We start from the raw sequence: 25,515 nt of genomic DNA, 5'->3' as shown, positions 1-25,515 counted from the left end.
GAAACGGTCGCCAACGATCAATAGTACGCGAAGCGGCCGATATATCGGTATTCCCGTTTGTATTCCTGCAGATAGCCGTTCAGGTAGCGTCGCTGCGCCTCGTCGAGACGGTCGGCGCGGATGTCATCGAGCGTCTCGTTGCCATCGCTCGAGTCCATGCGCTGCAGGTGGAACAGGGTCATGTCGCGTCCGCCGAACAGGCCCTTGAGGAAGTCGTGGCTGGGTCGCGCGTCGCTCATGTCGAAGACGGCGCCGTAGAGGGCGGTGTAGTCGGGGTGGGCGCGCAGTGAGTCGGCGTTGAAGATCGGGTGGGGACCCGGGGGATGCTCGAATGGTGGGGCAGCGACGACGGCCAGGGTGGGCTGGTGCGCCAGTCGCTTGATGTAGGCCGGGTCGAGTTCCGCCAGCCGCGCACCGCGCAACAGGATGTTGAGGTAGCGGCGGCTCGGCAGACAACTCTCATCGATGAAATCGGGACGTCCCACGTAGGCGAAGGCGGGCACGGTGCCCGCGGCGGTTTCCACGTCGACCACGATCCGGTCGTAGCCGACACCTCGCGCCTCGGCCTGGTCGAGTGTCGGCAGGCTGTCGTCCGGGCACTCGTGCAGCACGCCCAATACCTGGTCGCCCGGGGCGTCGGAGGGCTCGATATTGCCCACGCCGCCTTCGTGACGAAAGAAATGCCGGACGTTGAATCGCAGCCGCCAGCCCGGCAGTGCCGCCGGCTGCGAACGGACCGGCTGCACACCCTTGGCACGCAGCGACGTCATGTCCAGATTGGATCCGAAGCCGAAATACCAGAACACTCGTGGAACTCCGTGCGGGCGAAACGTCCGCAGGCGAGTGTCCCGCGAGGAGGGGGCAGGGTCAATCTGGTCGTGTCGCGGGGCGGGGGGAGCGGCCGGAATCGGACGAGGCGGGGAGGCGGGGAGGCGTCGGGGCTCCGGCCGATACGGTCGGTGCCCCTGGGCGATGGCGTCAACGCATCTTGCGCGTCTTGTCCACCATGCGCAGGGTCGAACGGCTGTTGTTCAGTCGCGTGACCATGGAGACCGGCACCCAACGCAGCTCGAAGGATTCGTCGTTGCCCGGCACGGGCACGTTGTCGTCGACTTCCACCAGGTAACGCACGTCGATGTGGTGATGGAGCTGGGCATCCGGGTGCGGTTCCTGTGTGGCGTGGATATCGACGTCGAAGATCTCGTCGCCGACCAGTCGGACATGCTCGGGCGAGACGCCCGTCTCCTCGATGCATTCCTTCAGGGCCACGCTGCGCATGTCGGTGTCGCCGTCGGCATGCCCGCCGGGCTGCAGCCAGCAGTCGAGCTTCCGGTGGTGCATCAAGAGCACCGCGGTGCGCGAGGGGTTGACCACCCAGGTGGAGGCCGAGACGTGGGCGGGCAGGTGCTCGCGGTAGAAGGTGTCGGGGTGCGTGGCGACGAACTGTCGCGCACGCTGAACGAAGGCGGCCTCGTCGAGGTAGCGCGTGTCGTAGCGGGCGAGTTGGTCAAGCAGGTCGCAGCGATGCATGAGTCGGCGCCCCTAGGTCATGGCGGGGTTCTTGACCGCGGCGATGGCCGCGCGGGCGGCTTCGTCGACGTTGCCTTCGGTGCCGGCGATGGTCAGGCGGCCGTACTTGCCCACCGCGCGCACGTCGATCAGCGAGATGTTGGCCGCCTTCTCCGCCTGGTTGGCAGCGTAGACGACGTAACCGGCCGGCTCGACCTCGAGAATGAACATGCTCTGATCCGGCAGGATCATGTTGCCGCGGCGGTTCTGGCGGTTGATCAGTACCGTGTGGTCCGGCGTCATGCCGCGGATGATTTCCTGCCAGGCGATTTCGCAGGGCTGGCGCTCGGTCTGCTCGCGGCCGAGGTACTCGAGTACCATGTTGCCGGCCTGGACCACGTCGCTCTGCACGCGGTGGTGGATGACCATCGAGCCGAAGGCCCGCTCGACCACCTGCTGCGCCAGACGGACGCTGGAGGCCTTGAGCGCGATGTCGGTCAGCCGGTGGACGGCCATGCCCGGCGAGACTTCCACCCACAGGCAGGCATCGCCCGGGACCGGCAAAAAGCCCTGGGACGCCGTCGCCAAGTACTCAGCCAACTGGGGCTGGAGCGAGTCGATAAAGACGTACGTCCGAAGTTCGATCATCGAGCGGGGACCTTGGCGCGGGCCAGTTCAAGTATCAGGAAAGGTCGAATGGCGGCGAGTCTACCATCAGGAAGAAGGGGGAGGAATTGCGATCCCTTATGGTTGCCATACGTAGGAGCCAGGAAAGTGAATGGCAACGACGCGCAGGATCCATTCCTTACCGCTACACTCGGTCTTTCCATAGGGTCGATGAATGATCGATCTCGTCTCCCAGTGAGGGTCTCGTTCGATGACCGGAAACCCCGACGACGCATTGCCATTCACGGGATTTGATTCCGCCTGTCGGAACGTCTTGGCGGAATTGCGCGAACGCACCGGGTTGGGGTTATGGATGATGACCCGCACCGAGGGCGAGGACTGGATCATCCTGCAGGCGGAGGGAGATCGCTACTCGGTGGGCGATGGCGATGTGCTGCGCTGGGCCGACTCGTTCTGTGCGCTGATGGTGGCGGGCGAGGGGCCGCAGACCGCGCCCGATGCCAACGAGGTCGCGAGCTACCGGGAGGCCCCCATCGGACGTCAGGTGCCGATCGGGGCCTACATCGGCGTGCCGGTTCGGCGCGCCGATGGCGAGCTGTTCGGCACCCTGTGCGCAATCGATCCCGATCCGCAGCCTGAGGCACTCAACGTGCAGCTGCCCCTGATCCGGCTGTTCGCCCGCCTGCTGGGCAGCCTCCTCGAGGCCGAACTCCAGCGCGTGGAACTGGCGCGCACACTGCAGGCGGTCAGAGAAGAGGCCAGCCTCGATCCGCTGACCGGGTTGCTCAACCGCCGTGGTTGGCACGAACGGCTCGAGATCGAGGAACGCCGGGCCCGCCGCTACGGTAGTCCGGCGACGGTGGTCATCATCGACCTGGACCGCCTCAAGGAAATCAACGACACCCACGGGCACGACGCCGGCGACGAATTGCTGAGACTTGCCGGCGAGTCGCTGCGCACTGCAATGCGCGACACCGATGCCGTGGCACGCATTGGCGGCGACGAGTTCGCCGTGCTCTGCATGGAGAGCGGGGCCGACGCGGGCCGGCGCATCGAGGCCAAGATCCGCCGGGCACTGGCGGAGGTTGGTGTCGAAGCCTCGGTGGGCTGGTCGGCACGCGACCCGCGTCAGGGTATCGAGTCGGCGGTGATCGAGGCGGATCGCGCCATGCTCGAGGAGAAACGCGCCGCGCGAAAGGAGGCGACAAGTCATTGATGACAGGGTGGGGACGATCAGGCCGCTGGCTGTTGGCCATTGTCGTGCTGGCATTGGCGGGCTGCGGCGAGCCGGCACTCGAGCCGCTGCCACGTGATGCGACCATTCTGGCGTTTGGCGATAGCCTGACCGAGGGCGTGGGTGCGCCGGACGGGGCGGCCTATCCCGCGCAGCTTGCCCGGCTGACGGGACGTACCGTGGTGAATGCCGGCGTGGCCGGCGAGACTACCGCCGACGGGCTGGCCCGCCTGCCGGAGACCATCGAGACACAGGCGCCGGCCCTGATGATCCTCCTGATGGGCGGCAACGACGTGCTGCGCAACCAGGATCTGGCCGAGGCCAAGCGCAACCTGGCCCGGATGATCGAAGAGGCTCAGGCACATGACGTGGCCGTGGTGCTCGTCGGGGTGCCGGAGAAGTCCTTGTTCTCGCAGTCCGCGCCCCTCTACGAGGAACTGGCCGAGGAGCACGGCGTGGTCCTGTTGGATGACCTGGTCGCCGGCCTGTTACGTCGCCCGGGGTACAAGGCCGACGCCGTCCATCTGAACGCCGACGGTTATCGTGCCATGGCCGAGCGCATCGCCGAGGTATTGCGCGACGAGGGGGCCCTGTGATCGATCGGTTACTCCGTGTTTTCGTCTGGCCGTCAGTGGACAACCGGTCCTCGGCGCGGCACGATCGATATCCAGATAATTGGTCGTCGTAACAAGGAGCATGACATGACCCTCCATATCGAACTCGTTCCGCTGATCTCCCTGGGCGCGGGCATCGCGATCCTGATCGTTCCCAAGCTGCTCAACTACATCGTGGCGATCTACCTGATCACCCTCGGGGTGCTGGGTTTGCTGGGTTACGGTTTCTGACAACCGCCAAGGTGCCCGAACCGTTGCTGAACTCCACGGAGGCCGGGGATGTACGACTGAGGTATGGCTGGATGCCGCATGGCGGCATGTATGGAGCAGGCTGGGTGCTTCTGTACTGCTGATTATCGGCATCGTCGCGTTGTTCAAATGGCTGCGTTCCTCGGGCCATCAGCGGCCATTCGAGCCGCGTGACGGTCGGCGCACGGCACTGGACATACTCAAGGAACGCTGTGCGCTCGGCGAGATCGACCACGAGGAGTTCGAGGAGCGCCGACGACGGGTGAACGATTGATGGCTTGACGCGCCATCCCACGCCAATCGCCAGCGGCAAAAGGGAAGGCCGCCCATTCGTGGGCGGCCTTCCTGGTTTCGTGTCGGATCGAAACAGACGGTCAGTTCTGATCCAGGGCCTCGCGCATGCGCTTGTGCATCTCGATGCGTTCCTCGGCCATTTGTTGCTGGAGCTCGCCGATCTCCCGTGATTTCTCCTTGATGGCGTCGTAATCGGGTTCCTCGGCGAGCTGCAGGCGCTGGAGTTCGCGCTGGCGATCCTGCATTTTCTGCATGCGCTCCCAGTGCGCCTTCTGTTCTTCCTGCTGAAGCTCGCGCATCCGCTCGCGCTGTTTCTCGGAAAGCGGTTGGCCACCCCATCCCGGTCCAGAGCCGTTCATCATCGGGCCGTAACCACCAGAGCCCATCATGCCTTGGCCGTAACCCGGGCCCATCATGCCGGGACCGTAACCCGCACCGTAACCGGGGCCCATCATGCCCGGGCCGTAGCCCGGCTGCATCATGCCGTGGCCGTAGCCACCGCCGTAACCACCGCCATAGCCGGGGCCCATCATGCCCGGCCCCATCATGCCGGGGCCCATCATGCCTTGACCGTAGCCGGCGCCGGGCGTGCACGGGGCGCCACCCTGCATGCCGTAACCGGGGCCATAGCCCTGTCCATAGCCTTGGCCATAGCCGGGTCCATAGGGGCCGGAGCCGTCCATCATGCCCGGTCCGTACATGCCGCGCCGCGGCTTGTCGTCATCGGCCAGTACCGCCGGGGCGGCGGTCAGCATGGTTGCCGCAAGCCCGCAGGCGGTCAGTTCTCGTAACAGTCGCTTCCTGATCATGGCGCTTCTCCTCCTTTTTCGGGTTGAAGGCCAGGGTCGCGGAAATCCCGGTGGGTCAGCTCATTACTCGGAGCGACGTTGCCCCCAGAATGCGACGACACACGAATTTTCCAGACGGCCCGATTGAGGAACGCCGAGCAGGCGGTTGTCACGACGCGCTCGGCTGATTCCCCGTGTTGCTGATCACCCGCTGGCGCGGATGTCCCGGAACGCGGCCAACCATCGTGGCTTCCTGATCGATAGGGCATCAGTCGATTTGACATCGCCTGATGGCGGGGGCGCAGGTGGCACGATTAACGAACCGGCATTCCACCAGGAAACATAGCACAGCAAATTACCGCGTTATCGTTCGCAACCTACTGTTTGAGCGTGAAAAATAGCGATTTGTGACAGCGTTCCTCGGCCAAGTGGCTATAGTCGTGTCAGGCCCGACGTGCGGGTCCTCCACCCACGATGTCAGGGGAGGGTGTCATGCGATTTGCCGATCGACGCGAGGCCGGGTGCCAGTTGGCCGAGGCCCTGGAACGCTTCCGGGGGCAGCCCGGCGTGGTCTATGCGCTCCCCCGGGGCGGGGTCTCCCTCGGCCTGGAAGTGGCGCGCCACCTGAATATGCCGTTGGACGTGTTGATTCCGCGCAAGATCGGTCACCCGATGCAGCCGGAATACGCCATCTGCGCGGTGCCCGAGCAGGGCGAGCGGGTCTGCAATGCGCGTGAGGAGGCGGCCGTCGATCCGAACTGGCTCGCGGATGCCGAAACGCGCGAGCGGGTCGAGGCCTCCCGGCGACGGGCGCTCTACGGGCGTGCGGATGCCCCGACGGTTGAGGGCAAGCTCGCGATCATCGTGGATGACGGTATTGCCACCGGGCTGACGATGCGTGCGGCCATTCGCGATGCCGACGCCCGTGATCCGGCCCGGGTGGTGGTCGCCATCCCGGTTGTGCCGGCCTCGACTGCCGCTCAACTGGAAACGGAGGCCGACGAGCTGGTGGCGCTGGAGATCACCGACCAGTACCTGGGGGCGGTCGGCGCCTACTACGACAGCTTTCCGCAGGTGAGCGACCACGAGGTCATCGCCATGCTCGAGCAGGCTACCGACCGGGAGGCGCGCCATGAACGCCGATAGACAACAGAACGTCGAGATGCGGCTGGGCGGGGCAATTCACGAGGGCATGCTGGCGGTGCCGCCCCAGCCGCAAGGGCTGGTGCTGTTCGCGCATGGCAGCGGCAGCAGCCGCCACAGCTCGCGCAACCAGTTCGTCGCACGCCAGCTGCACGAGGTGGGGTTGGCCACGCTCCTGTTCGACCTGTTGAGCGAGTCGGAGGACGCGGTTTACGAGAATCGCTTCGACATCGACCGGCTTGCCGAACGCCTGACGCAGGCCTCCGCCTGGGTGGCCGAACAGCCCGAGCTGGCCGTGTTGCCGCAGGGGTATTTTGGCGCCAGTACCGGGGCGGCCGCCGCCCTCAAGGCCGCCGCGCAGTTGCCCGATTCGATTCGGGCGGTGGTCTCGCGCGGCGGTCGACCGGATCTGGCGGGCGAGGCATTGCCTCGCGTGGTCGCCCCGACCCTGCTGATCGTCGGCGGGGCGGATACCCAGGTGATCGAACTCAACCAGCAGGCCCGCGAACGCATGCAGGCAACCACCGAACTGGCCATCGTGCCGCGGGCCACGCACCTGTTCGAGGAACCGGGCACCCTGTTTCAGGCCGCGCGGCTGGCGGCCGAGTGGTTCACGCGCTGGCTGGTGCCTGGCTAATCGCTGGGTGACCCATGGGACAGGAGGCACTCGATACGGCCATCGCCCGAGAGATCTGGGCCAGCCGCTACCGGTATGCCGACGAGCCCGGTATCGAGGCCACGTGGCGACGCGTGGCACGCGCCCTGGCGACGGTCGAAGCCGAGCCGGCGGTTTGGGAACGGCGATTTGCCGACCTGCTGGCTGACTTTCGGTTCCTGCCGGGGGGGCGCATCCTCGCCGGGGCGGGCACCAACCGCCAGGTGACACTGTTCAACTGCTTTGTCATGGGCACGATCCAGGATTCGATGGACGGGATCTTCGAGGCGCTCAAGGAAGGCGCGATCACCATGCAGCAGGGCGGGGGTGTCGGCTACGACTTCTCCACGTTGCGGCCGGCCGGCACGGCGGCGCGGCACGCCGGCACGATCGCCTCGGGACCGGTTTCCTTCATGCGCATCTGGGACAGCATGTGCGCCACCATTCTCTCCACCGGCGCCCGGCGCGGGGCGATGATGGCCACCCTGCGGGTCGATCACCCGGATATCGAGGCGTTTGTCGATGCCAAGCATCGCTCCGGGGAGCTCACGCATTTCAACTGCTCGGTGCTGGTCAGCGATGCCTTCATGGCCGCGGTACACGCCGATGCCGACTGGCCGCTGGTCTTTCCGGCTGCCGCGCTGGACGGCGCGAGCGGCGAGGGCAGGGGGGATGCGGTTCGGCGCGACTGGCCCGGATTCGACCAGCCGGTTGCCTGTCGGGTGATCCGCCGGGTGCGCGCCCGCGAGCTCTGGGAGCACATAATGCGGGCGACCTACGATCACGCCGAGCCGGGTGTGTTGTTCATCGACCGGATCAATCAGTGGAACAACCTGGGCGGTCTTGAGCGGATTTCGGCCACCAACCCCTGCGGCGAAATCCCGCTACCGCCCTATGGGGCCTGTGATCTCGGCTCGATCAACCTGACGCGTTTCGTACGCGACCCGTTCACGTCACGGGCGACGCTGGATCACGACGGGCTGGAGGAGACCGCCCGACTGGCGGTGCGCTTTCTCGACAACGTGATCGATGCCTCGTCGTTCCCCTTGCCGTCGCAGGCCGAGCAGGCGCGCGGCAGCCGGCGGATCGGCCTGGGCGTCACCGGGCTGGCCGATACGCTGATCATGCTGGGGTGGCATTACGACAGTCCCGAGGCGCGCGAACAGGCCGGCGCGATCATGCAGGCGATCACGCACGCTGCCTATCGCGCCTCGATCGAACTGGCACGGGAGAAGCGGCCGTTTGCGTTGTTCGAGGTGGCCCGCTTTCTCGACCGGCCGTTTGTTCGGGGACTGCCGGGCGACATCCGAGCGGGCATTGCCCGCGATGGCATCCGCAACAGCCATCTGACCGCGATCGCGCCCACCGGCACCATCAGTCTGCTGGCGGGGAACGTGTCCTCCGGCGTCGAGCCGATCTTTCGCCGCGAGCTGTGCCGCTCGGTGCTGACCGGCGACGGCTCGCGCGAGTCGTATCGTCTCGAGGACCGCGCCTGGCAGCAGTGGCGCGCCGGGCATCCGCACGGCCCGGCACCGGATACGTTCGTCGAGGCCGAGGCCCTGCTGCCCGAGGCGCATCTGGCGATGCAGGCCGCGTTGCAGCCGTATGTCGACAGCGCGATCTCCAAGACCATCAACGTGCCCGAATCGATGCCGTTCACCGACTTCGAGGCCATTTACCAGCGCGCCTTCAACCTGGGACTGAAGGGCTGCACCACCTATCGGCCCAACCCGATCACTGGCGCGATCCTGCAAGACGTGGACACGGCCACGCCCTGCTGCGGGATCGAGCGCGAGTCGGACTGAGCGGCCGTTTACGTCTGCCAACGGCAGGTCAGGTGAGAGCCGTTATCGATGACCCGCCCACCAAAGCGTTGTGCCTGCCGGTCGAGAACACCGACCAGCCAGCTTCGCTCGGGTGGCTCGCAGGCCTGTAGCTGCAGGCGGCGGATGGCGAACGGGTCGAGTTCGAGATGGGTCAGCTGCCCGCCACGCAATACCGGTCGATAGAGCAGGGCCAGATCCGAGCGGTAGGGGGCGGTGTCACCGATGCCCTCGTAGTCGTTGATCAGGTCGCCGCAGCCGTAGAGGATCAGTCGACCGTGGTGGACCTCGAAGGTCCGCGGGTGGTGCGAGGAGTGCCCGTGGACCAGGTCGACGCCCACCTGGTCGATCAGTGAACGGGCAAAGCGCCGGTGCGCCTCGGGGACCTGGTAGCCCCAGTTGCTGCCCCAGTGGATCGAGAACACCACCGTGTCACCCGGTTGGCGGTGGGAGTGGACGAGGCGCGCCAGCTGCTCGATTGCCGCCTCGTCGAGCGCGGGGAGGTAGTGCACGCCGGGGCTCGACTCGTCGGCCGCCCAGTCGGTCGGGATGCCGCTGTCGCCGTGACCGGCGGCGAATACCAGCAGCCGCTTGCCTTTCGCGGCGGGCAGGATGGCGGGGCGCTCGGCCTCGCGTTGATCTTGGCCTGCGCCGACGAATGGAATGCCAGCGGCCTCGAGTGTCCGCAGGGTTTCGATCAACCCCGCCCGGCCCCAGTCGAGCACGTGGTTGTTGGCCAGGACCAGGCAGTCCGGCGCGATCGCTTTCAGGCAATCGATATTCGCCGGGTGCATGCGGTAATGGATGCCCTTGGACGGCCACGGCGAGTCGTTGGTGGTGATCGCGGTCTCGAGATTGAGGAGGCGCACACGGGAGCGATCCGTCAGCGCATCCCGGGACGCGCCCCAGACATAGTCGGGATTGACGGTACGGGGCACCGTCCCATTGGCGCGCTCAGCCAGCCGGACGTAGTCTCGGGCGTCCTTGAGGTAATCCTCGTAGAGGACAGGGTCGGAAGGCGAGCGCAGGATCTGGTCGATGCCACGGCCGAGCATCACGTCCCCGGCAAGCAGTAGCGGCAATGAATCCTCGATCGTCGTGTGATGACGGGTGGACATGGTCTCTCGCCCTTTCGCTGATCCGGCGCCGATCCGGCCGGCCTGACCTATGCTGGGATTAAAGCAGAACCGGCCCGGTGCGTGATCCGCGGTCGCCCCGACAGGAGAGCCCATGACCCTGGAAGCTACGCTTGGTCTGGCCCTGATGGCGGGTTTGGCCATCCCCGCCGGGGCGCTGGTCTCGGCGCACCACCGGATGCGCTCGTACTGGGTCGAGCACGAGATCGACAGCTTCGTGTCGTATTTCGGGGGCGGGGCCCTGTTGGCGGCCGTGGCCCTGGTCCTGGTGCCGTTCGGCATGGAACACGCGCATGTCGCCAGTGCGGCGGTGGCCTTTCTGATCGGCGGGTTGGTCTTCTGGCAGGTCAGTTCGTGGCTCAAGCGCCGAGGCACGGCGGTCGCGCAGTTTCTCGGCATGCTGCTCGACTTCATTCCCGAAGGGATCGCCCTGGGAGCGGCGGTGGCGACCGGGTCGAACGTCGCCTACCTGCTCGCCCTGCTTATCGCCCTGCAGAACATGCCGGAGGGATTCGCCTCCTTCCACGAGATGCGCCGGGGCGGCATGCGTCTTGGCCGACTCTGGACCATCTTCCTGCTCGCCCCGTTGGCTGGCCCGCTTGCGGCGTGGTTCGGGTTCGCCCTGCTAGCCGCGGAAGACCAGGTGCTCGCCCTGCTGATGCTGTTTTGCAGCGGAGGGATTCTCTACCTGATTTTCGAGGACATCGCGCCGGGTGCACACATGTCGCGTGAAACCCTGCCGGCGATGGGGGCAGTGGCCGGGTTCCTCCTCGGTCTGATCGGCGCGATGCTCATTCACTGAGCCGAGGCATTCAGCGGCAGAGCTTGCCGGCGATCTCCGCGACGTGCCGGCCCTGGTAGCGGGCGATGGTCAGCTCCATCTCGCTGGGCTGGCGGCTGCCATCGCCGCCCGCCAGGGTGCCGGAGCCGTAGGGACCACCGCCACGCGGTTCGGAGATATCGAACATCTCGGGAATCCCGTAGGGCGTGCCGACGATCACCATCCCGAGGTGGGCGAGGGTGTTCCAGGTGGAGGTGATGGTGGTCTCGTTGCCTGCGCCGGTGCCGGTGGAGGTAAAGACGCTGCCGACCTTGCCGATCAGCTTGCCCTCGGCCCACAGGCTGCCCGTCTGGTCGAGGAAATTGCGCATCTGCGCGGCCATGTTGCCGAAGCGCGTGGGCGTGCCGAAGATTACCGCGTCGTAGTCGCCAAGTTCTTTGGGGCTGGCGATCGCAGCGGCCTGGTCGAGCTTGGCGCCGGCGCGTGTGGCGGTTTCCTCGTCCATCAGCTCCGGTACACGCTTGATGACTACCTCCGTGCCGTCGACTTCACGGGCGCCGTCGGCTACCGCTTGCGCCATCGTCTCGATGTGGCCGTACATGGAGTAGTAGAGAACGAGAACCTTGCTCATGCGATTACCTCGGTGTGGTGGACTCAGCGTGGGGGATGACGGTTGGGTCGTCGGCTGATGCGCCGATTCGGCTGCCGGAAAGGGTAGACCACAGGGAGAATCGCTGGGGAAGCCCGATCGATTGTCGGTGATATTTCCGCGCAAACCAGGGGGTTATTAATCCGTCGCGGCATGCTAACGTCCGGCGTCAAATCGTACATAGCGAGGGAAACAAGGATGAGTTTCTACCGATCGAAGCATGTGTTTCGAGCGCTTGCCTGGGGCATGGTGTCACTGGGGATTCTCACCGGCGCAATCTTCCCGCTCGTCGCGATGGAGCTGGGGGTGTCGGCCGACTTGGCCCTGTCACCAAGCTTTATCGTCACCACCTTGGCCGCGGGCCTGATCGTGGGTGGGCTCAACTTCGCGTTGGCCAGTCGCATCGTGCGGCCACGGCTGCGCCGGCTGACCGATCGGATGCGTCAGGTGCGTTCGGCAATGGACCAGGCCACCTATTCGGGTGACTGGTCGGAATGCGATCCGTCGGTTTGCCAGCTCCAGGAGCAGGCCGAGGATGAACTCGGCGACGTGGCCGACAGCTACAACGCCCTGTTGCAGGCACTTCACGCCGCCCATCGCGTTGAGGAGCGCATCCAGAACTTTAACAACACCCTTTCCAGTCAGCTCGACCTGCACGACTTGAGCGAGCAGGCACTGGCACTGCTGATCGAGCATTCCGAGGCCGATGGCGGCGCGATCATCCTGGAAAAGCAGGGCGAATGGACCATCCCCGCCTCCACGGGGTTGATCGAGCCCGAGGCGATCCTCAAGAGCTCCGCGCTGCAGGCGGCCCACGAGCAGGCGGCGGTTCGACGCTACGACCTGCCGGCCGAGGTGAAGGTCGATGCGGTGCTCTCGCACTTCATGCCCAGTGACGTGCTGTTGCTGCCGATCAAGCACCACGGCCTGCTGCTTGGCTGGGTCGTGCTGGCGGCGGCCTCTCCCTTCAGCGACAAGACCACCCGCCTGTTGCCATTGATGATCCAGGGGCTCGGCCTGGCACTGAACAACGCGCTGCTGCACGACGACCTGCAGCGGGTCGCGGCACTCGATCCGCTGACCGGGCTGTACAACCGCCGCTTCGGCATGAAGCGTCTCGAGGAGGAACTGGCTCGCATCCAGCGCAACCAGACGCCACTCTCGTTGATCATTGTCGACCTGGATCACTTCAAGCGCCTTAATGACACCTACGGCCATTTGGCCGGCGACAAGGTGCTGGTGCGTGCCGCAAGCGTCATCCGCGACATGCTGCGCAAGGGCGACGTGGTGATGCGCTACGGTGGCGAGGAGTTCATCGCCATCCTGCCCGGCTCGGATATCGAGGATGGTCAGGATGTGGCCGAGCGCATCCGGTTTGCCCTGGCCCAGAGCCAGGTGGAGATTGCCGGGCATACGCTGTCGGTCACGGCCAGCCTCGGGGTCTCCTGCACCGCCGACGACCGTCTCACCAGCGCCGAACCGTTGATGAAGCTGGCCGACTCGCGCCTCTATGCCGCCAAGTCGGGAGGACGTGACCGGGTGATCGCCGAGGGGGCCGGCCAGGCGCTCGCGAGCTGATTGCTTCCACCACGAATTGAAGCACGCCTCATTCCCGGTTGCGGGGATGGGGCGTTTTTCTTGGCCGGATCGTCTGTTCAAGGCACGTTTTCATTTGAGCCAACGAACCAAGCGTCCTGATTCCATCGTCTAACCTCGATTGTCTTGATCTTGAGGAGACCAGACGTGGCGCTTTATATCGGCACATCCGGTTGGAATTACCCCCATTGGCGGGAAGCCTTTTACCCGTCCGGAATGCCAACGGCCGAGTGGTTGTCGTTCTATGCGCGGCACTTCTCCAGCGTCGAGATCAACGCGACCTTCTACCGCCTGCCCAGCCCCGAGACGCTGGCAACCTGGCGGGACGCCGTCCCGGCCGATTTTCGCTTCGCGGTGAAGGCCAGCCGTTACATCACCCACCTGAAAAAGCTCAAGGATCCGCAATCCAGCATCGCCGCCTTCTTCGAGCGCATCGATCGGCTTGGCGACCGGCTGGGGCCGATCCTGTTCCAGTTGCCGCCCCGCTGGCATGCCAACATCGAACGGTTGTCCGCCTTCCTCGATGCACTGCCCGACGGGTATCGCTACGCCTTCGAGTTTCGCGATCCCAGTTGGTGGGATGCGGCGGTGACCGACCTGTTGGCCAAGCAAGGAGCGGCGTTTTGCGTGTTCGATCTCGACGGGCAGACCAGCCCGTTCATCGAGACTGCGGATTTCGTCTACTTGCGCTGGCACGGGGCAGCCGGACCGTATCGGGGTGGATACAGCGACGCGCAATTGCGGTCACTGGCTCAGCGTTTTCGGGGATGGCTGGGTGAGGGTCGGGCCATTCATGCCTATTTCGACAACGATACCGAGGCACAGGCGCCGCGTGATGCTAAGCGTCTTCGGGCAATGCTGGCTACCCGGTGATCGAGGTGCGCTGGCGGGACACCGTGATCGAATACGTTAGGACCTATCGGTCCGACCGACGCGTAGCGTGAGCGGCCAGCCCACGTGTCGTGTGCGCTCATGGTTGCCCCAAAGAAGCACGAGCCGATCGGCCAGATCGGAGACGGGATCGGTACCAGTCATTTGGGCATACCGCGCCGTGGCCGACCAACTGCGCAGGTAGCCGAGCAGGTCGGCCAGTGTCCATTCCGCTGTCATCGAGAATTCCCTGGCCGGGATGCGTCGAAACGGGAAGGGCAGGTCACGGTAGCCGTTTTCGACGTGGCGACGTTCAGCGGGCCAGTACGGGCCGACGATATCCCGGTAGAAGGTGGACAGCGCAGCGTCGATCGGCGGCACACCCGTTTTGATCAGTCCGTAGCACCACTGCGCCATCAAGCCACCGGGGCGAAGCACGCGTTCGGCCTCGCGGTTGAAGTTGTCGATATCGAACCAGTGCAGGGCCTGGGCGACGACCACCAGGTCGACGCTGCCGGGCGCCAAGCCCGACTCGTCTGCCGGTGCCCGGCGAAATGTCACCGTTGGCAAGCGCGGCGCCTGGGCGAGTTGTGCGGCACTGATATCCGTGGCGACGACCTGCTCGACATGGCGGGCGAGCATCCCGGCGACCTGTCCGTTCCCCGTGCCGCAGTCCCAGGCCAGGCTCCGACCTGGTGCACGGTCCGCCAGCCACTCGATCAATGCCTCGGGATAGACCGGTCGGTGTCGAGCATAGTCGGCTGCCAACGGGTCGAAGTGGCTGCCCTGGTCCGGTGACGTGATCAATGCCTTCTCTCCTTTGAGCAAACGCGCATAAGCCAGAACTCGTTGAAATCAAAAGATTGAATATGCGAAACGGCGCCTTTCATCTTCCGGGGGTCTATAACCCCTCTACGGAGTCCAGAAGAGAGGCGACAACATGAATCTGGTGACCGACCTGATGGGCCAGCCCGGCGTCGTGGCGGCAGGCGATTTCGCCTACCGCGGCGATCAGTATTACCACCACAAGGGCGCTCTGTCCGAATCCGAGACCAAGCTGGTTTCGACGTTGTGTCGCGCGAATACGGCGGCGGTTCGCATGGAGGGCGACGTGCTGGCGATGTTCTCCCGAGTCTGTCAGCCCGGGGCGGGTGGTTGCGGCTTCGAGCCAACCAAGGGCTGGGTGGTGCACGGCGAGTCGCGCAGTATCTGCGTGATCTCCAACGTGTACTGCGTGCTCGACAACGAAAAGGCATCGTTGACGAAGGTGCTAGGCCTGATGCGCGAGCGGCTGGCCAACGCGCCCGATATGCACTGATCTGATCACGGTGGGACTTGCCTCGACGACGAGGCTCCCTGCAAGGAGGAATGACCATGTCTGATCTCAAGACACTCAGCTCGATGCCCGGCGCGGTTGCCGCCTTTCAGTTCGACGATGACGGCCGCCTCGAGGATGCGGTGATTGCCGATGAGGAGGCCATCGATCGAGACACCCTGGACCTGCTGGGCCACCTCTGCATTGCCAACATGGCGATCGGTGCCATGCAGGCGCGTGGCTGGGAAGGGATGAGCGACGTCAGGGGCTTCTACCCGGTCGAGGGTTTCACGTTTGTCGGTCTGGACTGGTCCGCCGTCTCGCGCGGCCGGCAAGGCGTTGTCCTGTCTAATGACCAGGCCGACTACGACGCCGCCTACAAGGCCCTGGCGGGATGAGGAGGATCTCATGCTCAAGCAACTGCTCGATATCAAGGGCGTGCAGGCCGTCGCCCATTTTCGTGAGGAGTCCGGCGAGCCGTGGCAGGTGCACGGCGAGTTGTCCGAGGCGGACGCCAACCGTCTGACTCGCCTGGCGCACGACTTCAAGCGCATGACGCAGGGGCATGCCGACCAGTTGGCCCTGTTCGTCAACCAGCCGGGCTGGACCCCGGCCAACGGCTGGATCGTCCATGGTGGGCAGCGCACCGTATGTGGTGTGGCGAGCATGGTGGCGGTGGTCGATAATGCCGAGGCCAACCTGACCGACGTGATGAAGGGGCTGGCGCGCGAAGCGTTCTTTCTCTGATTCCCGGTACAAGCAAACGGGACCAGAAAAAACCCCGCACATCGTCGGATGCGCGGGGTTTTGTCTGTGTGACGAACGGGTGTTCGGTTGCCGAACGGCTCAGCGGTTCTGACGAATCCCGGCGATGAGCCAGTTGGCGTTCTCGTCATCGAGATTGCGGCTGACCAGCCAGGTCTCGTCGAGCGACTCGGCCGGGGCCTCACTGCCCTCACGGATTCGGCCGTCAAAGCGCACGGCCGCAATCAGGTCGCCACTCTCCTCGCCAAGCTCTTCCAGCGAGACAGTCAGGTCGAGCACCTCGGTGACGTTCTCGGCATCACCCAGGGCCGCGCGTTCGCGCACCAGCTCACGGAACAGCTCGGGGGTGACGAATTCGCGGATCTCGTCCATGCGATTCGCATCCCAGGCGAGCTGCAGGTTGGTGAAATGGGTGCGTGCCGCACCAAGGAATCGGGTCTCGTCGAACCAGCTGGGAGGCTGGTAGCCGGACGTGCCGCCAAAGCCGAACTCGTCCATCAGCGAGCCAGGGCGCGCGCCCCCTTTGTCGTTGGTCGAGCCGCCGAGCGTCTCGTTCGATGCCCGGGCCTGGTGGGTCGGTGGCTCGACCATCGGCTCCGGACGGGAAGCGCCGGCATAGGCCGGGCGGGTCGCCATGGCACCGCCGCGCAGGTGACGAATCAGGAAAAACGCCCCAGCGGCCAGCAGCAGGATCACGAGAAAGTCCATCGGCTGGAATCCCTCGAAGGCACCACCCATGAACATCCACGCCAGCAGGCCGCCGGCGGCCAGCCCGGCGAACATGCCGCCCAGCCCGGCGCCCGGGCTGCGGGTGGCCTTCTGGTCGGTGGCGGCCTGCCGCTGGTTGGTGGTCTGCGAGCTCTTCTGGCCCTGAAAGCCGAAGCTCTTGCCGCCACCGAAGCGTTTGGCCTCGGCGGGCGTGCTCAGCATTACGGCCAGCAGCGCGCTGATGGCGAGCAGGACGAGGGATCGGGCGAGCGGTTGGCTGGACGTCATGGGGGCTCCTGCGGTCGGGATTTCCGATGGTTCGCGCACGGCGCGGCGCATCGGCGCGCCGGAATCCTACCACGCCGTCGGAGAGCGTGGCCGGCGTTCGCGTAGTCATGCGAACCGCTCAGCGACCGCTCAGGGGCACCCGGATGACCGGGGCATGGATCGCGGTGATCAGGTCGGCTAGAGGCAGGCCAAGGGCCTCGGCCGCGTCGTCTGCAACCACCAGCGCCGAGACCGAGCTTTGTTGCAAGGTTCGAAACAGTGACGGGTCCGGTGGCGAATCCGCCTCGGTGGTGCCGGACTCGACAATCTCCAGCACCAGCGGCGGCTCTCCCAGCTGTCGCCAGGCCACCAGCGACGGCAGGGTGGCGGGGTCGACCGACGAGAGCAGGAACAGGTGGCAGGGCCTGTCGGTAGCCACGGCGAGTGCATGGGCCGTTTGCACCACGGTTTCCGCGGCCCGCTGCGTCGCCAGCAGACCGACCACGGGAGTCAGCCGTTCCGCGACCGGAGATGGCCTGCCGCCAGGCAGCAATGCCCGGCGTGGCTGGCGAGTCCTCGCCGGGTGATGCGGAGGTTCTGGGCGGGCATTACCGCCGGTCTCGCTCTGCCACAGCAGCAACCGGTTGCCGCCGGTTTCCAGCAGGCGTCTGGCCACCGAGCCCAGTTGTGCCCCGTGATCCGCCGACCAACCCGCCTTGCCCATCACGACCCAGTCGGCGGCCTGCGCCGCGGCGTGGATGCTTTCGAACACCGGGCCGGCGACCACCTCGAAATGCCAGCGCAGCGGTGCATCCCGATTGAGTTCGGTCAGCACCGCCTCGATCTGGCGGCGTTGCTGGGTCAGGCGCGTGAGCAGGATCTCGCGATCAAAGGGTCGGGATTCACCCGACAGGGCGCTGATTTCTCGGGTGAATGGATGACCGGCCGAGGCAAGCAGATCCTGGTCTTCGACGAACAGCGCGATCAGTTCGCAATGGTGGTGCCGTGCCAACCTGGCGGCACTGGACAACGCCGCCAGACTGGTCGGCGAGGCATCGATCAGCAGCAGGACGTGTGGCCCGGTCATCCCGGTCCGACCCCATCTCGTCCCGGGTCATCGCGCTCACGGTGGCGGTCGTGTCGCGTGGCCCGCTCGAACCGGGCCAACCGGTCGACCACCCGGCGGTTGAGGCTGTCCTTGGGGAACACGCCGTGGGCATCGGCTTCGCCGGGCTCGAGACCGGTGAGCAGGCCCAGCGCCTGTTCGACGTGGCTGATGGCGTGGAGCTGGAAGCGCCCGGCGGCGACCGCGCTGCGCACTTCGTGGCTGAGCATCAGGTGCGGAAGGTTGCTGGTCGGGATCAGCACGCCGTGGCTGCCGTCCAGCCCGCGGTCGCGGCAAATGCGGAAAAACCCCTCGATCTTCTCGTTGACGCCGCCGATGGCCTGGACTTCGCCCAACTGGTTCATCGATCCGGTCACGGCAAACGACTGGCGGATGGGCACGCGTGCGACCGCCGAGACCAGCGCGCAGAGTTCGGCCACCGAGGCCGAGTCGCCGTCGACCGTGCCGTAGAGCTGTTCGAAGGCAATGCTCGCTGACAGGGACAGTTCGCCCTCCGGCGCATAGTGGCTGGCAAGGTATCGCGACAGGATCATCACCGCCTTGGCGTGGATGTTTCCGCCGAGCTTGGCCTCGCGCTCGATGTCGACTACCTGGCCTCGACCCGGGCGCGCGGTGGCGGTGATGCGCGTGGGCAGGCCGAAACGGAACCCGCCCAGCTCGCTGACGGCCAGGCCATTGATTGCGCCGATACGCTCGCCCTGGGTCGGCACGTTCAGCGTCTCGCGCAGGATCGCCTCGACGGCGCGTTCGCGCAGCCGCTCGGCGCGCTGCTCCTGGCGGCGGATGGCGGCCTCGATATGGTGGGCGCTGAGGAGTTCGGCATGGCTCGAGGCCGCAAGGTGGTTCGCCTCGGCGAGCAGGTCGGCCAGCGGGCGGGTGCCGGCGGCCAGTTTCTCGCGATCGTCGGCCAGGCGGCTGGCATGCTCGATACTGCGGGCCACGGCCCCGCGGTCAAGCGGTCGTAGCCCGTCTCGTCGGGCAATCGCGGCCAGCGTGCGGGCGTAGTCGAGCTCGTTTTCCGCCTGTCGAGGCAGCGTGTCCTCGAAGTCGGCCTGCACCTTGAACAGCTTGGCGAAGTCCGGATCGTACTCGGCGAGCAGGTAGTAGAGCAGGCGGTCGCCGATCAGCACGACCTTGACGTCCAGTGGGATCGGGTCGGGCTCCAGCGTGATCGTGGTGAACACGGCATAGAGCTGTTCCAGCGATTCGATGCGCACCTGCTTGCCGTAGATTGCCCGTTTGAGGGTCTCCCAGGCGAACGGCTGCATGAGTATTTGCCGGGCGTGCAGGATCAGGTAGCCGCCGTTGGCACGGTGCAGGGCGCCGGCGCGAATCAGGCGGAAGTCGGTCAGCAGGGCGCCTTCCCGGAAGTGGTGCTCGATGCGTCCGATCAGTCGCGCGTGGGTAGGCAGGTCCTCGTAGATCACCGGCGCACCGTGAAGCTCGGCGTTATCGACGATCAGGTTGATCTGGTACTGGTTGAGGATTTCCTCGGGGACAGCGCTGCTGTCGTCCTCCAGATCGTTGACGTGCGAGATGATGTCATCGCGAATCGCGTGGATAAACCGGGTCACGTCAAGCAGGTGCGCCCAGCGCTCCTCGAGCGCCTGAAGTTGCTGGCCCACGGCCACGCGCAGCATCTCCTCGTTGAGTGCCTGCAGTCGCTCGCCTGCCTCCTTCTGCCATTTCGGCACCTGGTGCAGGGTCTGCTTGAGCTTTTCCTCGAGTTCATCGATGGCGGCCTGCCATGCCTTCTGCTCTTCTTCGGGCAACTTGCTGAAGGCTTCGGGATCGAGGATCTTGCCGTCGCGGTACGGGCCCAGCGTGAAACCGTTGGGCGTGTTCACCATCGCCACGTGCCGGCTTTCGGCCTCCTTGCTGATCGCGGCAATAGCCTCGTGCTGGCGGCGTTTGTAGGTCTCGCGCAGCTCCTGGATGCGGTTGTGGTACTCATCGCTCTCGAACACCGCCGGGATCGCGGTGCGAAATTCGTCGATCAGGTTGTCCAGATCCGCCTGAAGATCGCGTCCGGCCCGCGCCGGCAATTGCAGCAAGCGGGGCTTGTCGGGGTCGTCGAAATTGTAGACGTAGGCCCAGCTGGGCGGCGGGGCGTCGCGACGGGCGCGACGTTCGAGAAAGTCGCGCACCACCGCATACTTGCCGCTGCCGGTCGCGCCCAGCGCATAGAGGTTGAAGCCGCCGTCCCCGATCTCGGTGCCGAACGACAGGGCCTCCAGCGCCCGTTCCTGGCCGGGCGGGGCGGCCGGGGGATCGAGCTCGGCGGTGGTCTCGAACGGCAACGAGTTCGCCGGGCAGGGGCGGTAGAGTTGATCGGCTTCCAGCCGGGTCGGCGCGTCGGCCATGAGTGCCTCTCGAATCCGTGGGAGCGATGCAATCGAGACTAGCATGCGCTTGACACCGTGGTAGCGGTCAAACGGGCGTCACGTGCCCATCGCACTGGCGCATCGGCAGGAAAACCGGTTAGGGTTTGCAGCTATCGCCCGCCAACCACCGACGCGAAATCACCAAAGGGAGTGAGCAGACACAATGGACGCAGTGACCGAGTTTCTTGGCAGCATCAGTGGATTCGTCTGGGGGCCGGTGATGCTGGCCCTGTTGCTCGGCACGGGGGTGTATCTCACCGCCGGGCTGCGCGGCATGCCGATTCGGCGCATCGGCTACGGGTTTCGCCAGCTGGTTCGCGGTCGGCACGCCGGCAAGGATGATCGCGGCGACATCACGCCCTTCCAGGCACTGGCCACGGCACTCTCGGCGACCATCGGCACGGGCAACATCGCCGGGGTGGCCACCGCGATCGCCCTGGGTGGCCCCGGCGCGATTTTCTGGATGTGGCTGACCGCGCTGGTGGGCATGGCGACCAAGTATTCCGAGGCGGTGCTGGCGGTGCGTTATCGCGAGGTCGACGAGCGCGGTCGCTACGTTGGCGGGCCGATGTACTACATCAAGAACGGCATGGGCGCGAAGTGGAAATGGCTGGGCGCGGCCTTCGCGCTGTTCGCCATGATCGCCGCCTTCGGCATCGGCAACACCGTGCAGGCCAATTCCGTGGCCGACGTGCTCGAATCCAATCTCGCCATTCCCGACTGGGCCACCGGGCTGGTGCTGGCCGCGTTGGTGTTCGTGGTGATCATCGGCGGCATCCGTCGCATCGCGCACCTGGCCGAATACCTGGTGCCGTCGATGGCGATTCTCTACGTCGGCTTCGCGCTGGTGATCATCCTGCTGAATATCACGGACGTGCCGGCGGCCCTGGGGCAAATCGTATCCGATGCCTTCACCGGCACGGCGGCGACGGGTGGGTTTGCCGGCGCGGCGGTCTGGGCGGCGATCCGCTTCGGCGTCGCCCGGGGCATTTTCTCCAACGAGGCCGGTCTGGGCTCCGCGCCGATCGCCCACGCCGCGGCCCAGACCAATGATCCGGTCCGCCAGGGCACCATCGCGATGCTCGGCACCTTCATCGACACCATCATCATCTGCACCATGACCGCGCTGGTGATCGTACTTTCCGGTGTCTGGGAGACCGGCGAGAGCGGTGCGGCGCTGACCTCGGCGGCCTTCGCCGCGACCCTGGGCGGCGGCAACTGGGTGGTCACCGCCGGTCTGGTGCTGTTTGCCTTCACCACCATCGTGGCGTGGAGCTACTACGGCGAACGTTCCGCCGAGTACCTGTTCGGCGTGAAGGTGATCAAGCCGTACCGCTACGTCTGGGTCGGGGCCTTGTTCCTCGGCGCGATCGCCAACCTCGAACTGATCTGGCTGGTCGCCGACGTCCTCAATGCCCTGATGGCAATCCCGAACCTGATCGCACTGATCGCCCTGTCGGGCACCGTGTTCGCCATCACCCGCGAGTACTTCGCCCGGGCCGAGAACCAGGGGGGCGGACGATGAGCGCATTGAGACCATGGCTGGGGCTGCCCGGTCGGGCGGTCATTCTCATCGCGGCAATGGGCGCACTCGGTGGCTGTGCCCTGTTCGATGCCGAGCCGGCAGGCGACCAACGCACGGTAATTGTCTATCCCGGTGGGGATACCTCCCTCGACCCGGTGATCCTGCCGGCGAGTGCCCTGCCGCCAGCGGGCGAATGCCGCATCTGGTACCCGGATCGTGCGCCGGATGACCAGCCGCACCCGGGCGACTGTCGTGATCTGCAGCGTGCCGTCCCGGCCGGCGCGGTGCTCGTTCGGGGGTGAGCCACCCTCGCTTGGCGTCTCTCGCGACCCCCTGACCGTGGCGGTGTTCCGTAGCGGTCGTCTGCCGCCACGGCAACGCGCGATGTCGCAATTTCGCAACAGGTGGTTAATAACCTAATCGACTTTTTGCCTCATCAGGCGTATCAACGTGGGCATACAGGCGAACGATCCATGATTGGATCAGCCATCTTGGCCGTCTTAGCAGAAGGAGATCTGCCCTATGTCCTCACGCCTTTCCCGGTCGATCGCCATGGCCCTCGGCGTGGTATCCGTTGGCCCCTTGACCGCATACGCACAGGACGAGGTCCCGCTGCCGGCCAAGCCCGGTGCGGCACCGTTGGCGGCAGCCGAGTCAAGCGCTGCGCCGCGCAGCGGTCTCGCTGCGGGAGGTTTTCTCTTCTTTCCCCAGCTCACCGTCACCACGCTCTACGACACCAATATCTTCGGCGTGAACGGCTCGGTGCCGGTCAATAAGGGCGATCCTGACGCCCGCGGCCTTATCACGGACGAAACCGCCGATACCGTCGGCATTTTCACGCCGAGCCTGGCCGTGCGCTCGGATTGGGACAGCCACGAGCTCAATTTCAACGCCGGGGCCGATCTCGCCCGCTACCGTGATAACAGCGACGAGAACTACGACGACTTCTGGCTCAACACCGACGGTCGCTACGACATCAATACCGTCTCGAACGTCTTCGGTGGCCTGGGTTACAGCCGCAGCCACGAGGATCGCACCTCGCCCGAGGGCGAGGCCGGGGTCGAGCCGGTGACCTACGACAGCCTCGATGCCCACGGCGGTTACGCGCGGCGCATTGGGCGCACCGTGCTGCGCGTCGGCGGCACGGCCCAGCGGCTGGACTACGACAGCGGGATCAACGCCGACGGCACGTCGATCAACCACGACGACCGGGACCGAGACATCTATGCCCTGGGCGCGCGACTCACCTACCTGCGTTCGCCTCAGATTCAGCCGTTCGTCCAGGCATCCACCGAGACCCGGCGCTACCGCGATTCCCGCGACGATCTGGACTACCAGCGCGATTCGGACGGTCAGCGGCTCGCCCTGGGTGCGACCTTCGATTCCGGCGCAGGCGTGAGCGGCGAGGTCTACGGCGGTTTGCTGTACCAGGATTTCGATGACCCGCGCTTTTCCTCGATCACCACGCCCGACGTCGGTGCGCAGGTTAACTGGCAGGTCACGCCGTTCACGCGGCTGCGCGGCGCGATCGACCGGTCGCTTGAGGAAACGACCTATGCCCTGTCGGCCGCCCCCGGCGACGTGGCGTCCAGTTACCTGTACACGCGTGCCGAGGCCAGCGTCGAGCACCGCTTGACGCCCCGCATGACCCTGTCCGCACTGGCTTCCTATGGTCAGGTCGACTATCAGGAGGTCGATCGCACCGACGACCTGATCGGTGCCGGCGTGGGCGTGGAGTACAAGCTGACCAAGAACCTCTTGCTGCAGTTTGATTACCGCCATTTCCAGCGTGATTCGGACTTCCGTGATCCGTTCAACGAAAACCGGGGGCAGTTCACCGGCGACCTGTTCGACGGCAACTACCAGCGCGACCAGTTCTACCTGCGCTTGAAGGCACTGCTGTACCCGGTGCGCGAACCGGCGGTGGTCGCCGGCACCTTCTCCGGGCTGGCCGACACGCGCGGCACGGGCCTGGGTGGCGGGTTCTACGCCGGTGCCCAGGCCGGGGTGAGTGGCATGGCCACCGACACCAGCGGCCCGCGCGGCGAGCGAGGCACGGACACCGCCACCATGGTGGGCCGGGGATGGAACACCGGCCTGTTTGCCGGTTGGGGCCTGACGACTGCCGACCACTGGTACGGCGGTATCGAGCTCGAGGGCGCGCGCAGTGCTGCCGACTGGGATCACGGCAAGAACAAGCCGGACAGCCGCACCTTTTCGCTCGACATGAACGACAGCTTGGGCGCGAGCCTGCGCGGCGGTCGCGTGCTGGCCAACGGCGCCTTGCTGTTCGGACGCCTCGGCATGGTACGAAGCGAGTTCGACACTTTCTATCAGGCCAACGACGCGCCGCAGAACGCTGCTGACGGGTCGGACGACCAGACCGGCATCCGCTACGGGGTGGGTGTCGACGTGCCGGCCGGCAAGCACCTGTTCTGGCGCATGGGCTACAGCATCACGGATTACGACGGTTATGACGTAGTCTTCGACACCACGCCCGATGGTGTGGAACGGTTCGAGACCCGGGAAGGCCTGTTCCGTCTCGGTCTCGGCTGGCGCTTCGGTGCCCAGGACTATGCGCCGATCGATCCGACCGAGGGCGATATCGGCGGTTTCTACGCCGGCGCCCAGGTCGGTCATACCTTACTGACCAGCGACATGGACGCCGAACACTTCGATTCCGGCGACGGACCCTACCGGCTTCAGGCCAGCTTCGGCAATGACGGCGTGAGCACGGGCGTGTTCGCCGGTTACGGCTGGCAATGGGATCGGATCTACCTCGGTCTCGAACTGGACGTCGAGAACAGCGGCGCCGAGTGGCAGCACGTGCGCGAGCCGACCGGTCGCCAGTTCTCCGCCGAGCAGAAGGGCGGACAGGCCCTGTCGGCGCGGCTGGGTTACCAGCTGGATAACGGCACGCTGCTCTACGCCCGGTTGGGCAAGGCGCGCAGCCAGTTCAACTACCGCTATCGCAAGGGCGAGAATCTCGATAACGACGTCAACCGTGATGTCAGCGAGATCGGCACCCGCATCGGCCTGGGCGCCGAGCTGCCGTTGACGCCCAACACCTTCGTGCGCCTGGACTACAACCGCACGGACTACGGAGACATCGATTTCGCGACCACGCACGACAACACCGACACAGTGAGCCTGGACAACGAGATCGATCAGTTCCGGCTCGGGGTGGGCTTCCGTTTCTAGCCGGTTCCTGGGTTGGGGAAACGCCATTTCCCCTGAGTGAGAAGAACCCCGCCACCGAGCGGGGTTCGTTGTTTCTATGGGGAAAGATGCGCCGTGGTAACGGGCGTTAGGTCGCGCAAATGGCATCAGCCGTTCGCTGTATTAAGTGACTGATATGCTGTGACTTTATTTGATAGTCGGTTTGATAAATTTGTATTGGCCTGGCCCTTGAAATTTGATGGGCTTACCACCTTGCCAATAGAAGCTTATGGGCATA

General features: G+C 65.6%; 26 protein-coding genes. 16 read left to right on the top strand and 10 right to left on the bottom strand.

All coding sequences use genetic code 11. The features are described 5' to 3' along the window. Nucleotides 1–17 precede the first annotated feature (17 nt). From SR882_RS07760 to SR882_RS07750, 3 genes are all read right to left on the bottom strand, one after another. Complete coding sequence (locus SR882_RS07760) at nucleotides 18–806, bottom strand: gamma-glutamylcyclotransferase family protein (RefSeq protein ID WP_323132076.1); 789 nt, start codon at nucleotides 804–806, stop codon at nucleotides 18–20. 172 nt (nucleotides 807–978) lie between these two features. Next, nucleotides 979–1,530: an NUDIX hydrolase gene (locus tag SR882_RS07755; protein ID WP_322520684.1), complete on the bottom strand. Its 552-nt coding sequence runs from the start codon at nucleotides 1,528–1,530 to the stop codon at nucleotides 979–981. A gap of 12 nt (nucleotides 1,531–1,542) precedes the next feature. Continuing rightward, on the bottom strand, nucleotides 1,543–2,157 hold the full coding sequence (locus tag SR882_RS07750; protein WP_322520683.1) for a BMC domain-containing protein: 615 nt from the start codon (nucleotides 2,155–2,157) through the stop codon (nucleotides 1,543–1,545). A 229-nt stretch (nucleotides 2,158–2,386) separates the two neighbouring features. Between SR882_RS07750 and SR882_RS07745 the strand changes: the two genes are divergently transcribed. The 4 genes from SR882_RS07745 to SR882_RS07730 all read left to right on the top strand — a co-directional run bounded on the left by SR882_RS07745 (nucleotide 2,387) and on the right by SR882_RS07730 (nucleotide 4,507). Next, entirely contained in the window at nucleotides 2,387–3,352 is a 966-nt protein-coding gene (locus tag SR882_RS07745; RefSeq protein WP_322520682.1) for a GGDEF domain-containing protein, read from the top strand. Then, the gene (locus SR882_RS07740; protein WP_322520681.1) at nucleotides 3,352–3,966 is read left to right on the top strand and encodes an arylesterase; all 615 of its coding nucleotides are present in this window, start codon (nucleotides 3,352–3,354) and stop codon (nucleotides 3,964–3,966) included. Before SR882_RS07745 ends, SR882_RS07740 begins: the two co-directional genes overlap by 1 nt. A 105-nt stretch (nucleotides 3,967–4,071) precedes the next feature. After that, nucleotides 4,072–4,215 carry a DUF3096 domain-containing protein gene (locus SR882_RS07735; protein WP_322520680.1) on the top strand — a complete coding sequence of 48 codons (144 nt, stop codon included), beginning with the start codon at nucleotides 4,072–4,074 and terminating at the stop codon, nucleotides 4,213–4,215. A 139-nt stretch (nucleotides 4,216–4,354) separates the two neighbouring features. Further along, complete coding sequence (locus tag SR882_RS07730; protein WP_322520679.1) at nucleotides 4,355–4,507, top strand: SHOCT domain-containing protein; 153 nt, start codon at nucleotides 4,355–4,357, stop codon at nucleotides 4,505–4,507. Between the two features lie 100 nt (nucleotides 4,508–4,607). On the opposite strand, the gene SR882_RS07725 is transcribed toward SR882_RS07730, so the two are convergent. After that, nucleotides 4,608–5,336 (bottom strand): Spy/CpxP family protein refolding chaperone, encoded by a 729-nt coding sequence (locus SR882_RS07725; RefSeq protein WP_322520678.1) that lies wholly within the window; start codon nucleotides 5,334–5,336, stop codon nucleotides 4,608–4,610. A 471-nt stretch (nucleotides 5,337–5,807) separates the two neighbouring features. Between SR882_RS07725 and SR882_RS07720 the strand changes: the two genes are divergently transcribed. The 3 genes from SR882_RS07720 to SR882_RS07710 are packed head-to-tail and all read left to right on the top strand — an operon-like array spanning nucleotide 5,808 to nucleotide 8,918. Next, the gene (locus SR882_RS07720) at nucleotides 5,808–6,461 is read left to right on the top strand and encodes a phosphoribosyltransferase (RefSeq protein ID WP_322520677.1); all 654 of its coding nucleotides are present in this window, start codon (nucleotides 5,808–5,810) and stop codon (nucleotides 6,459–6,461) included. Further along, the gene (locus SR882_RS07715; RefSeq protein ID WP_322520676.1) at nucleotides 6,448–7,095 is read left to right on the top strand and encodes a dienelactone hydrolase family protein; all 648 of its coding nucleotides are present in this window, start codon (nucleotides 6,448–6,450) and stop codon (nucleotides 7,093–7,095) included. The genes SR882_RS07720 and SR882_RS07715 overlap by 14 nt, the downstream gene beginning before the upstream one ends. A gap of 14 nt (nucleotides 7,096–7,109) precedes the next feature. After that, complete coding sequence (locus tag SR882_RS07710) at nucleotides 7,110–8,918, top strand: adenosylcobalamin-dependent ribonucleoside-diphosphate reductase (RefSeq protein WP_322520675.1); 1,809 nt, start codon at nucleotides 7,110–7,112, stop codon at nucleotides 8,916–8,918. Between the two features lie 8 nt (nucleotides 8,919–8,926). Here SR882_RS07710 and SR882_RS07705 read toward each other — a convergent pair whose 3' ends face one another. Next, the gene (locus SR882_RS07705; RefSeq protein WP_322520674.1) at nucleotides 8,927–10,054 is read right to left on the bottom strand and encodes a CapA family protein; all 1,128 of its coding nucleotides are present in this window, start codon (nucleotides 10,052–10,054) and stop codon (nucleotides 8,927–8,929) included. 112 nt (nucleotides 10,055–10,166) lie between these two features. On the opposite strand from SR882_RS07705, the gene SR882_RS07700 reads away from it, so the two are divergent. Beyond that, nucleotides 10,167–10,874: a ZIP family metal transporter gene (locus SR882_RS07700; protein WP_322520673.1), complete on the top strand. Its 708-nt coding sequence runs from the start codon at nucleotides 10,167–10,169 to the stop codon at nucleotides 10,872–10,874. A gap of 10 nt (nucleotides 10,875–10,884) precedes the next feature. Here SR882_RS07700 and wrbA read toward each other — a convergent pair whose 3' ends face one another. Continuing rightward, nucleotides 10,885–11,484: an NAD(P)H:quinone oxidoreductase gene (gene wrbA, locus SR882_RS07695; RefSeq protein WP_322520672.1), complete on the bottom strand. Its 600-nt coding sequence runs from the start codon at nucleotides 11,482–11,484 to the stop codon at nucleotides 10,885–10,887. Between the two features lie 216 nt (nucleotides 11,485–11,700). Here wrbA and SR882_RS07690 point away from each other — a divergent pair, with 216 nt between their 5' ends. Then, the gene (locus SR882_RS07690; protein ID WP_322520671.1) at nucleotides 11,701–13,080 is read left to right on the top strand and encodes a GGDEF domain-containing protein; all 1,380 of its coding nucleotides are present in this window, start codon (nucleotides 11,701–11,703) and stop codon (nucleotides 13,078–13,080) included. Nucleotides 13,081–13,314: 234 nt separating this feature from the next. Then, on the top strand, nucleotides 13,315–13,971 hold the full coding sequence (locus tag SR882_RS07685) for a DUF72 domain-containing protein (RefSeq protein WP_322520670.1): 657 nt from the start codon (nucleotides 13,315–13,317) through the stop codon (nucleotides 13,969–13,971). Nucleotides 13,972–14,007: 36 nt separating this feature from the next. On the opposite strand, the gene SR882_RS07680 is transcribed toward SR882_RS07685, so the two are convergent. Next, nucleotides 14,008–14,775, bottom strand: coding sequence for a class I SAM-dependent methyltransferase (locus SR882_RS07680; protein WP_322520669.1), 768 nt, complete (start codon nucleotides 14,773–14,775; stop codon nucleotides 14,008–14,010). Between the two features lie 133 nt (nucleotides 14,776–14,908). On the opposite strand from SR882_RS07680, the gene SR882_RS07675 reads away from it, so the two are divergent. From SR882_RS07675 to SR882_RS07665, 3 genes are read left to right on the top strand one after another with little or no spacing between them, the layout of a single operon-like run. After that, entirely contained in the window at nucleotides 14,909–15,286 is a 378-nt protein-coding gene (locus SR882_RS07675; protein ID WP_322520668.1) for a DUF2173 family protein, read from the top strand. A 56-nt stretch (nucleotides 15,287–15,342) separates the two neighbouring features. Continuing rightward, entirely contained in the window at nucleotides 15,343–15,681 is a 339-nt protein-coding gene (locus tag SR882_RS07670) for a DUF2173 family protein (protein WP_322520667.1), read from the top strand. Nucleotides 15,682–15,691: 10 nt separating this feature from the next. Further along, nucleotides 15,692–16,030, top strand: coding sequence for a DUF2173 family protein (locus SR882_RS07665; RefSeq protein WP_322520666.1), 339 nt, complete (start codon nucleotides 15,692–15,694; stop codon nucleotides 16,028–16,030). A gap of 99 nt (nucleotides 16,031–16,129) precedes the next feature. Here the strand turns inward: SR882_RS07665 and SR882_RS07660 are convergent, their stop codons facing one another. The 3 genes from SR882_RS07660 to SR882_RS07650 all read right to left on the bottom strand — a co-directional run bounded on the left by SR882_RS07660 (nucleotide 16,130) and on the right by SR882_RS07650 (nucleotide 20,512). Continuing rightward, the gene (locus tag SR882_RS07660) at nucleotides 16,130–17,044 is read right to left on the bottom strand and encodes a Tim44 domain-containing protein (protein ID WP_322520665.1); all 915 of its coding nucleotides are present in this window, start codon (nucleotides 17,042–17,044) and stop codon (nucleotides 16,130–16,132) included. Nucleotides 17,045–17,162: 118 nt separating this feature from the next. Continuing rightward, the gene (locus tag SR882_RS07655; protein WP_322520664.1) at nucleotides 17,163–18,110 is read right to left on the bottom strand and encodes a universal stress protein; all 948 of its coding nucleotides are present in this window, start codon (nucleotides 18,108–18,110) and stop codon (nucleotides 17,163–17,165) included. Continuing rightward, nucleotides 18,107–20,512: a Lon protease family protein gene (locus tag SR882_RS07650; protein WP_322520663.1), complete on the bottom strand. Its 2,406-nt coding sequence runs from the start codon at nucleotides 20,510–20,512 to the stop codon at nucleotides 18,107–18,109. The genes SR882_RS07655 and SR882_RS07650 overlap by 4 nt, the downstream gene beginning before the upstream one ends. Nucleotides 20,513–20,696: 184 nt before the next feature. Here SR882_RS07650 and SR882_RS07645 point away from each other — a divergent pair, with 184 nt between their 5' ends. The 3 genes from SR882_RS07645 to SR882_RS07635 all read left to right on the top strand — a co-directional run bounded on the left by SR882_RS07645 (nucleotide 20,697) and on the right by SR882_RS07635 (nucleotide 25,259). Beyond that, nucleotides 20,697–22,058: an alanine/glycine:cation symporter family protein gene (locus SR882_RS07645; RefSeq protein WP_322520662.1), complete on the top strand. Its 1,362-nt coding sequence runs from the start codon at nucleotides 20,697–20,699 to the stop codon at nucleotides 22,056–22,058. Next, the gene (locus SR882_RS07640; protein ID WP_322520661.1) at nucleotides 22,055–22,360 is read left to right on the top strand and encodes a hypothetical protein; all 306 of its coding nucleotides are present in this window, start codon (nucleotides 22,055–22,057) and stop codon (nucleotides 22,358–22,360) included. The genes SR882_RS07645 and SR882_RS07640 overlap by 4 nt, the downstream gene beginning before the upstream one ends. Before the next feature lie 220 nt (nucleotides 22,361–22,580). Beyond that, entirely contained in the window at nucleotides 22,581–25,259 is a 2,679-nt protein-coding gene (locus SR882_RS07635) for an outer membrane beta-barrel protein (RefSeq protein ID WP_322520660.1), read from the top strand. The last annotated feature ends 256 nt before the right edge of the window (nucleotides 25,260–25,515 follow it).

Origin of the sequence: Guyparkeria halophila (assembly GCF_034479635.1) — a bacterium.
GTDB classification, from domain to species: domain Bacteria; phylum Pseudomonadota; class Gammaproteobacteria; order Halothiobacillales; family Halothiobacillaceae; genus Guyparkeria; species Guyparkeria halophila.
Note: the sequence above shows the minus strand (reverse complement) of the source record. Positions and strands in the feature narration are given on the sequence as shown.

What these genes read in the sequence shown, in the direction of transcription:
- SR882_RS07750 (WP_322520683.1), bottom strand. Translation starts at nt 2,157, where the DNA reads ATGATCGAACTTCGGACGTACGTCTTTATCGACTCGCTCCAGCCCCAG.
- SR882_RS07635 (WP_322520660.1), top strand. Translation starts at nt 22,581, where the DNA reads ATGTCCTCACGCCTTTCCCGGTCGATCGCCATGGCCCTCGGCGTGGTA.
- SR882_RS07685 (WP_322520670.1), top strand. Translation starts at nt 13,315, where the DNA reads ATGCCAACGGCCGAGTGGTTGTCGTTCTATGCGCGGCACTTCTCCAGC.
- SR882_RS07655 (WP_322520664.1), bottom strand. Translation starts at nt 18,110, where the DNA reads ATGACCGGGCCACACGTCCTGCTGCTGATCGATGCCTCGCCGACCAGT.
- SR882_RS07690 (WP_322520671.1), top strand. Translation starts at nt 11,701, where the DNA reads ATGAGTTTCTACCGATCGAAGCATGTGTTTCGAGCGCTTGCCTGGGGC.
- SR882_RS07675 (WP_322520668.1), top strand. Translation starts at nt 14,909, where the DNA reads ATGAATCTGGTGACCGACCTGATGGGCCAGCCCGGCGTCGTGGCGGCA.
- wrbA (WP_322520672.1), bottom strand. Translation starts at nt 11,484, where the DNA reads ATGAGCAAGGTTCTCGTTCTCTACTACTCCATGTACGGCCACATCGAG.
- SR882_RS07640 (WP_322520661.1), top strand. Translation starts at nt 22,055, where the DNA reads ATGAGCGCATTGAGACCATGGCTGGGGCTGCCCGGTCGGGCGGTCATT.
- SR882_RS07755 (WP_322520684.1), bottom strand. Translation starts at nt 1,530, where the DNA reads ATGCATCGCTGCGACCTGCTTGACCAACTCGCCCGCTACGACACGCGC.
- SR882_RS07715 (WP_322520676.1), top strand. Translation starts at nt 6,448, where the DNA reads ATGAACGCCGATAGACAACAGAACGTCGAGATGCGGCTGGGCGGGGCA.
- SR882_RS07650 (WP_322520663.1), bottom strand. Translation starts at nt 20,512, where the DNA reads ATGGCCGACGCGCCGACCCGGCTGGAAGCCGATCAACTCTACCGCCCC.
- SR882_RS07720 (WP_322520677.1), top strand. Translation starts at nt 5,808, where the DNA reads ATGCGATTTGCCGATCGACGCGAGGCCGGGTGCCAGTTGGCCGAGGCC.
- SR882_RS07745 (WP_322520682.1), top strand. Translation starts at nt 2,387, where the DNA reads ATGACCGGAAACCCCGACGACGCATTGCCATTCACGGGATTTGATTCC.
- SR882_RS07645 (WP_322520662.1), top strand. Translation starts at nt 20,697, where the DNA reads ATGGACGCAGTGACCGAGTTTCTTGGCAGCATCAGTGGATTCGTCTGG.
- SR882_RS07660 (WP_322520665.1), bottom strand. Translation starts at nt 17,044, where the DNA reads ATGACGTCCAGCCAACCGCTCGCCCGATCCCTCGTCCTGCTCGCCATC.
- SR882_RS07735 (WP_322520680.1), top strand. Translation starts at nt 4,072, where the DNA reads ATGACCCTCCATATCGAACTCGTTCCGCTGATCTCCCTGGGCGCGGGC.
- SR882_RS07665 (WP_322520666.1), top strand. Translation starts at nt 15,692, where the DNA reads ATGCTCAAGCAACTGCTCGATATCAAGGGCGTGCAGGCCGTCGCCCAT.
- SR882_RS07700 (WP_322520673.1), top strand. Translation starts at nt 10,167, where the DNA reads ATGACCCTGGAAGCTACGCTTGGTCTGGCCCTGATGGCGGGTTTGGCC.
- SR882_RS07725 (WP_322520678.1), bottom strand. Translation starts at nt 5,336, where the DNA reads ATGATCAGGAAGCGACTGTTACGAGAACTGACCGCCTGCGGGCTTGCG.
- SR882_RS07670 (WP_322520667.1), top strand. Translation starts at nt 15,343, where the DNA reads ATGTCTGATCTCAAGACACTCAGCTCGATGCCCGGCGCGGTTGCCGCC.
- SR882_RS07710 (WP_322520675.1), top strand. Translation starts at nt 7,110, where the DNA reads ATGGGACAGGAGGCACTCGATACGGCCATCGCCCGAGAGATCTGGGCC.
- SR882_RS07705 (WP_322520674.1), bottom strand. Translation starts at nt 10,054, where the DNA reads ATGTCCACCCGTCATCACACGACGATCGAGGATTCATTGCCGCTACTG.
- SR882_RS07740 (WP_322520681.1), top strand. Translation starts at nt 3,352, where the DNA reads ATGACAGGGTGGGGACGATCAGGCCGCTGGCTGTTGGCCATTGTCGTG.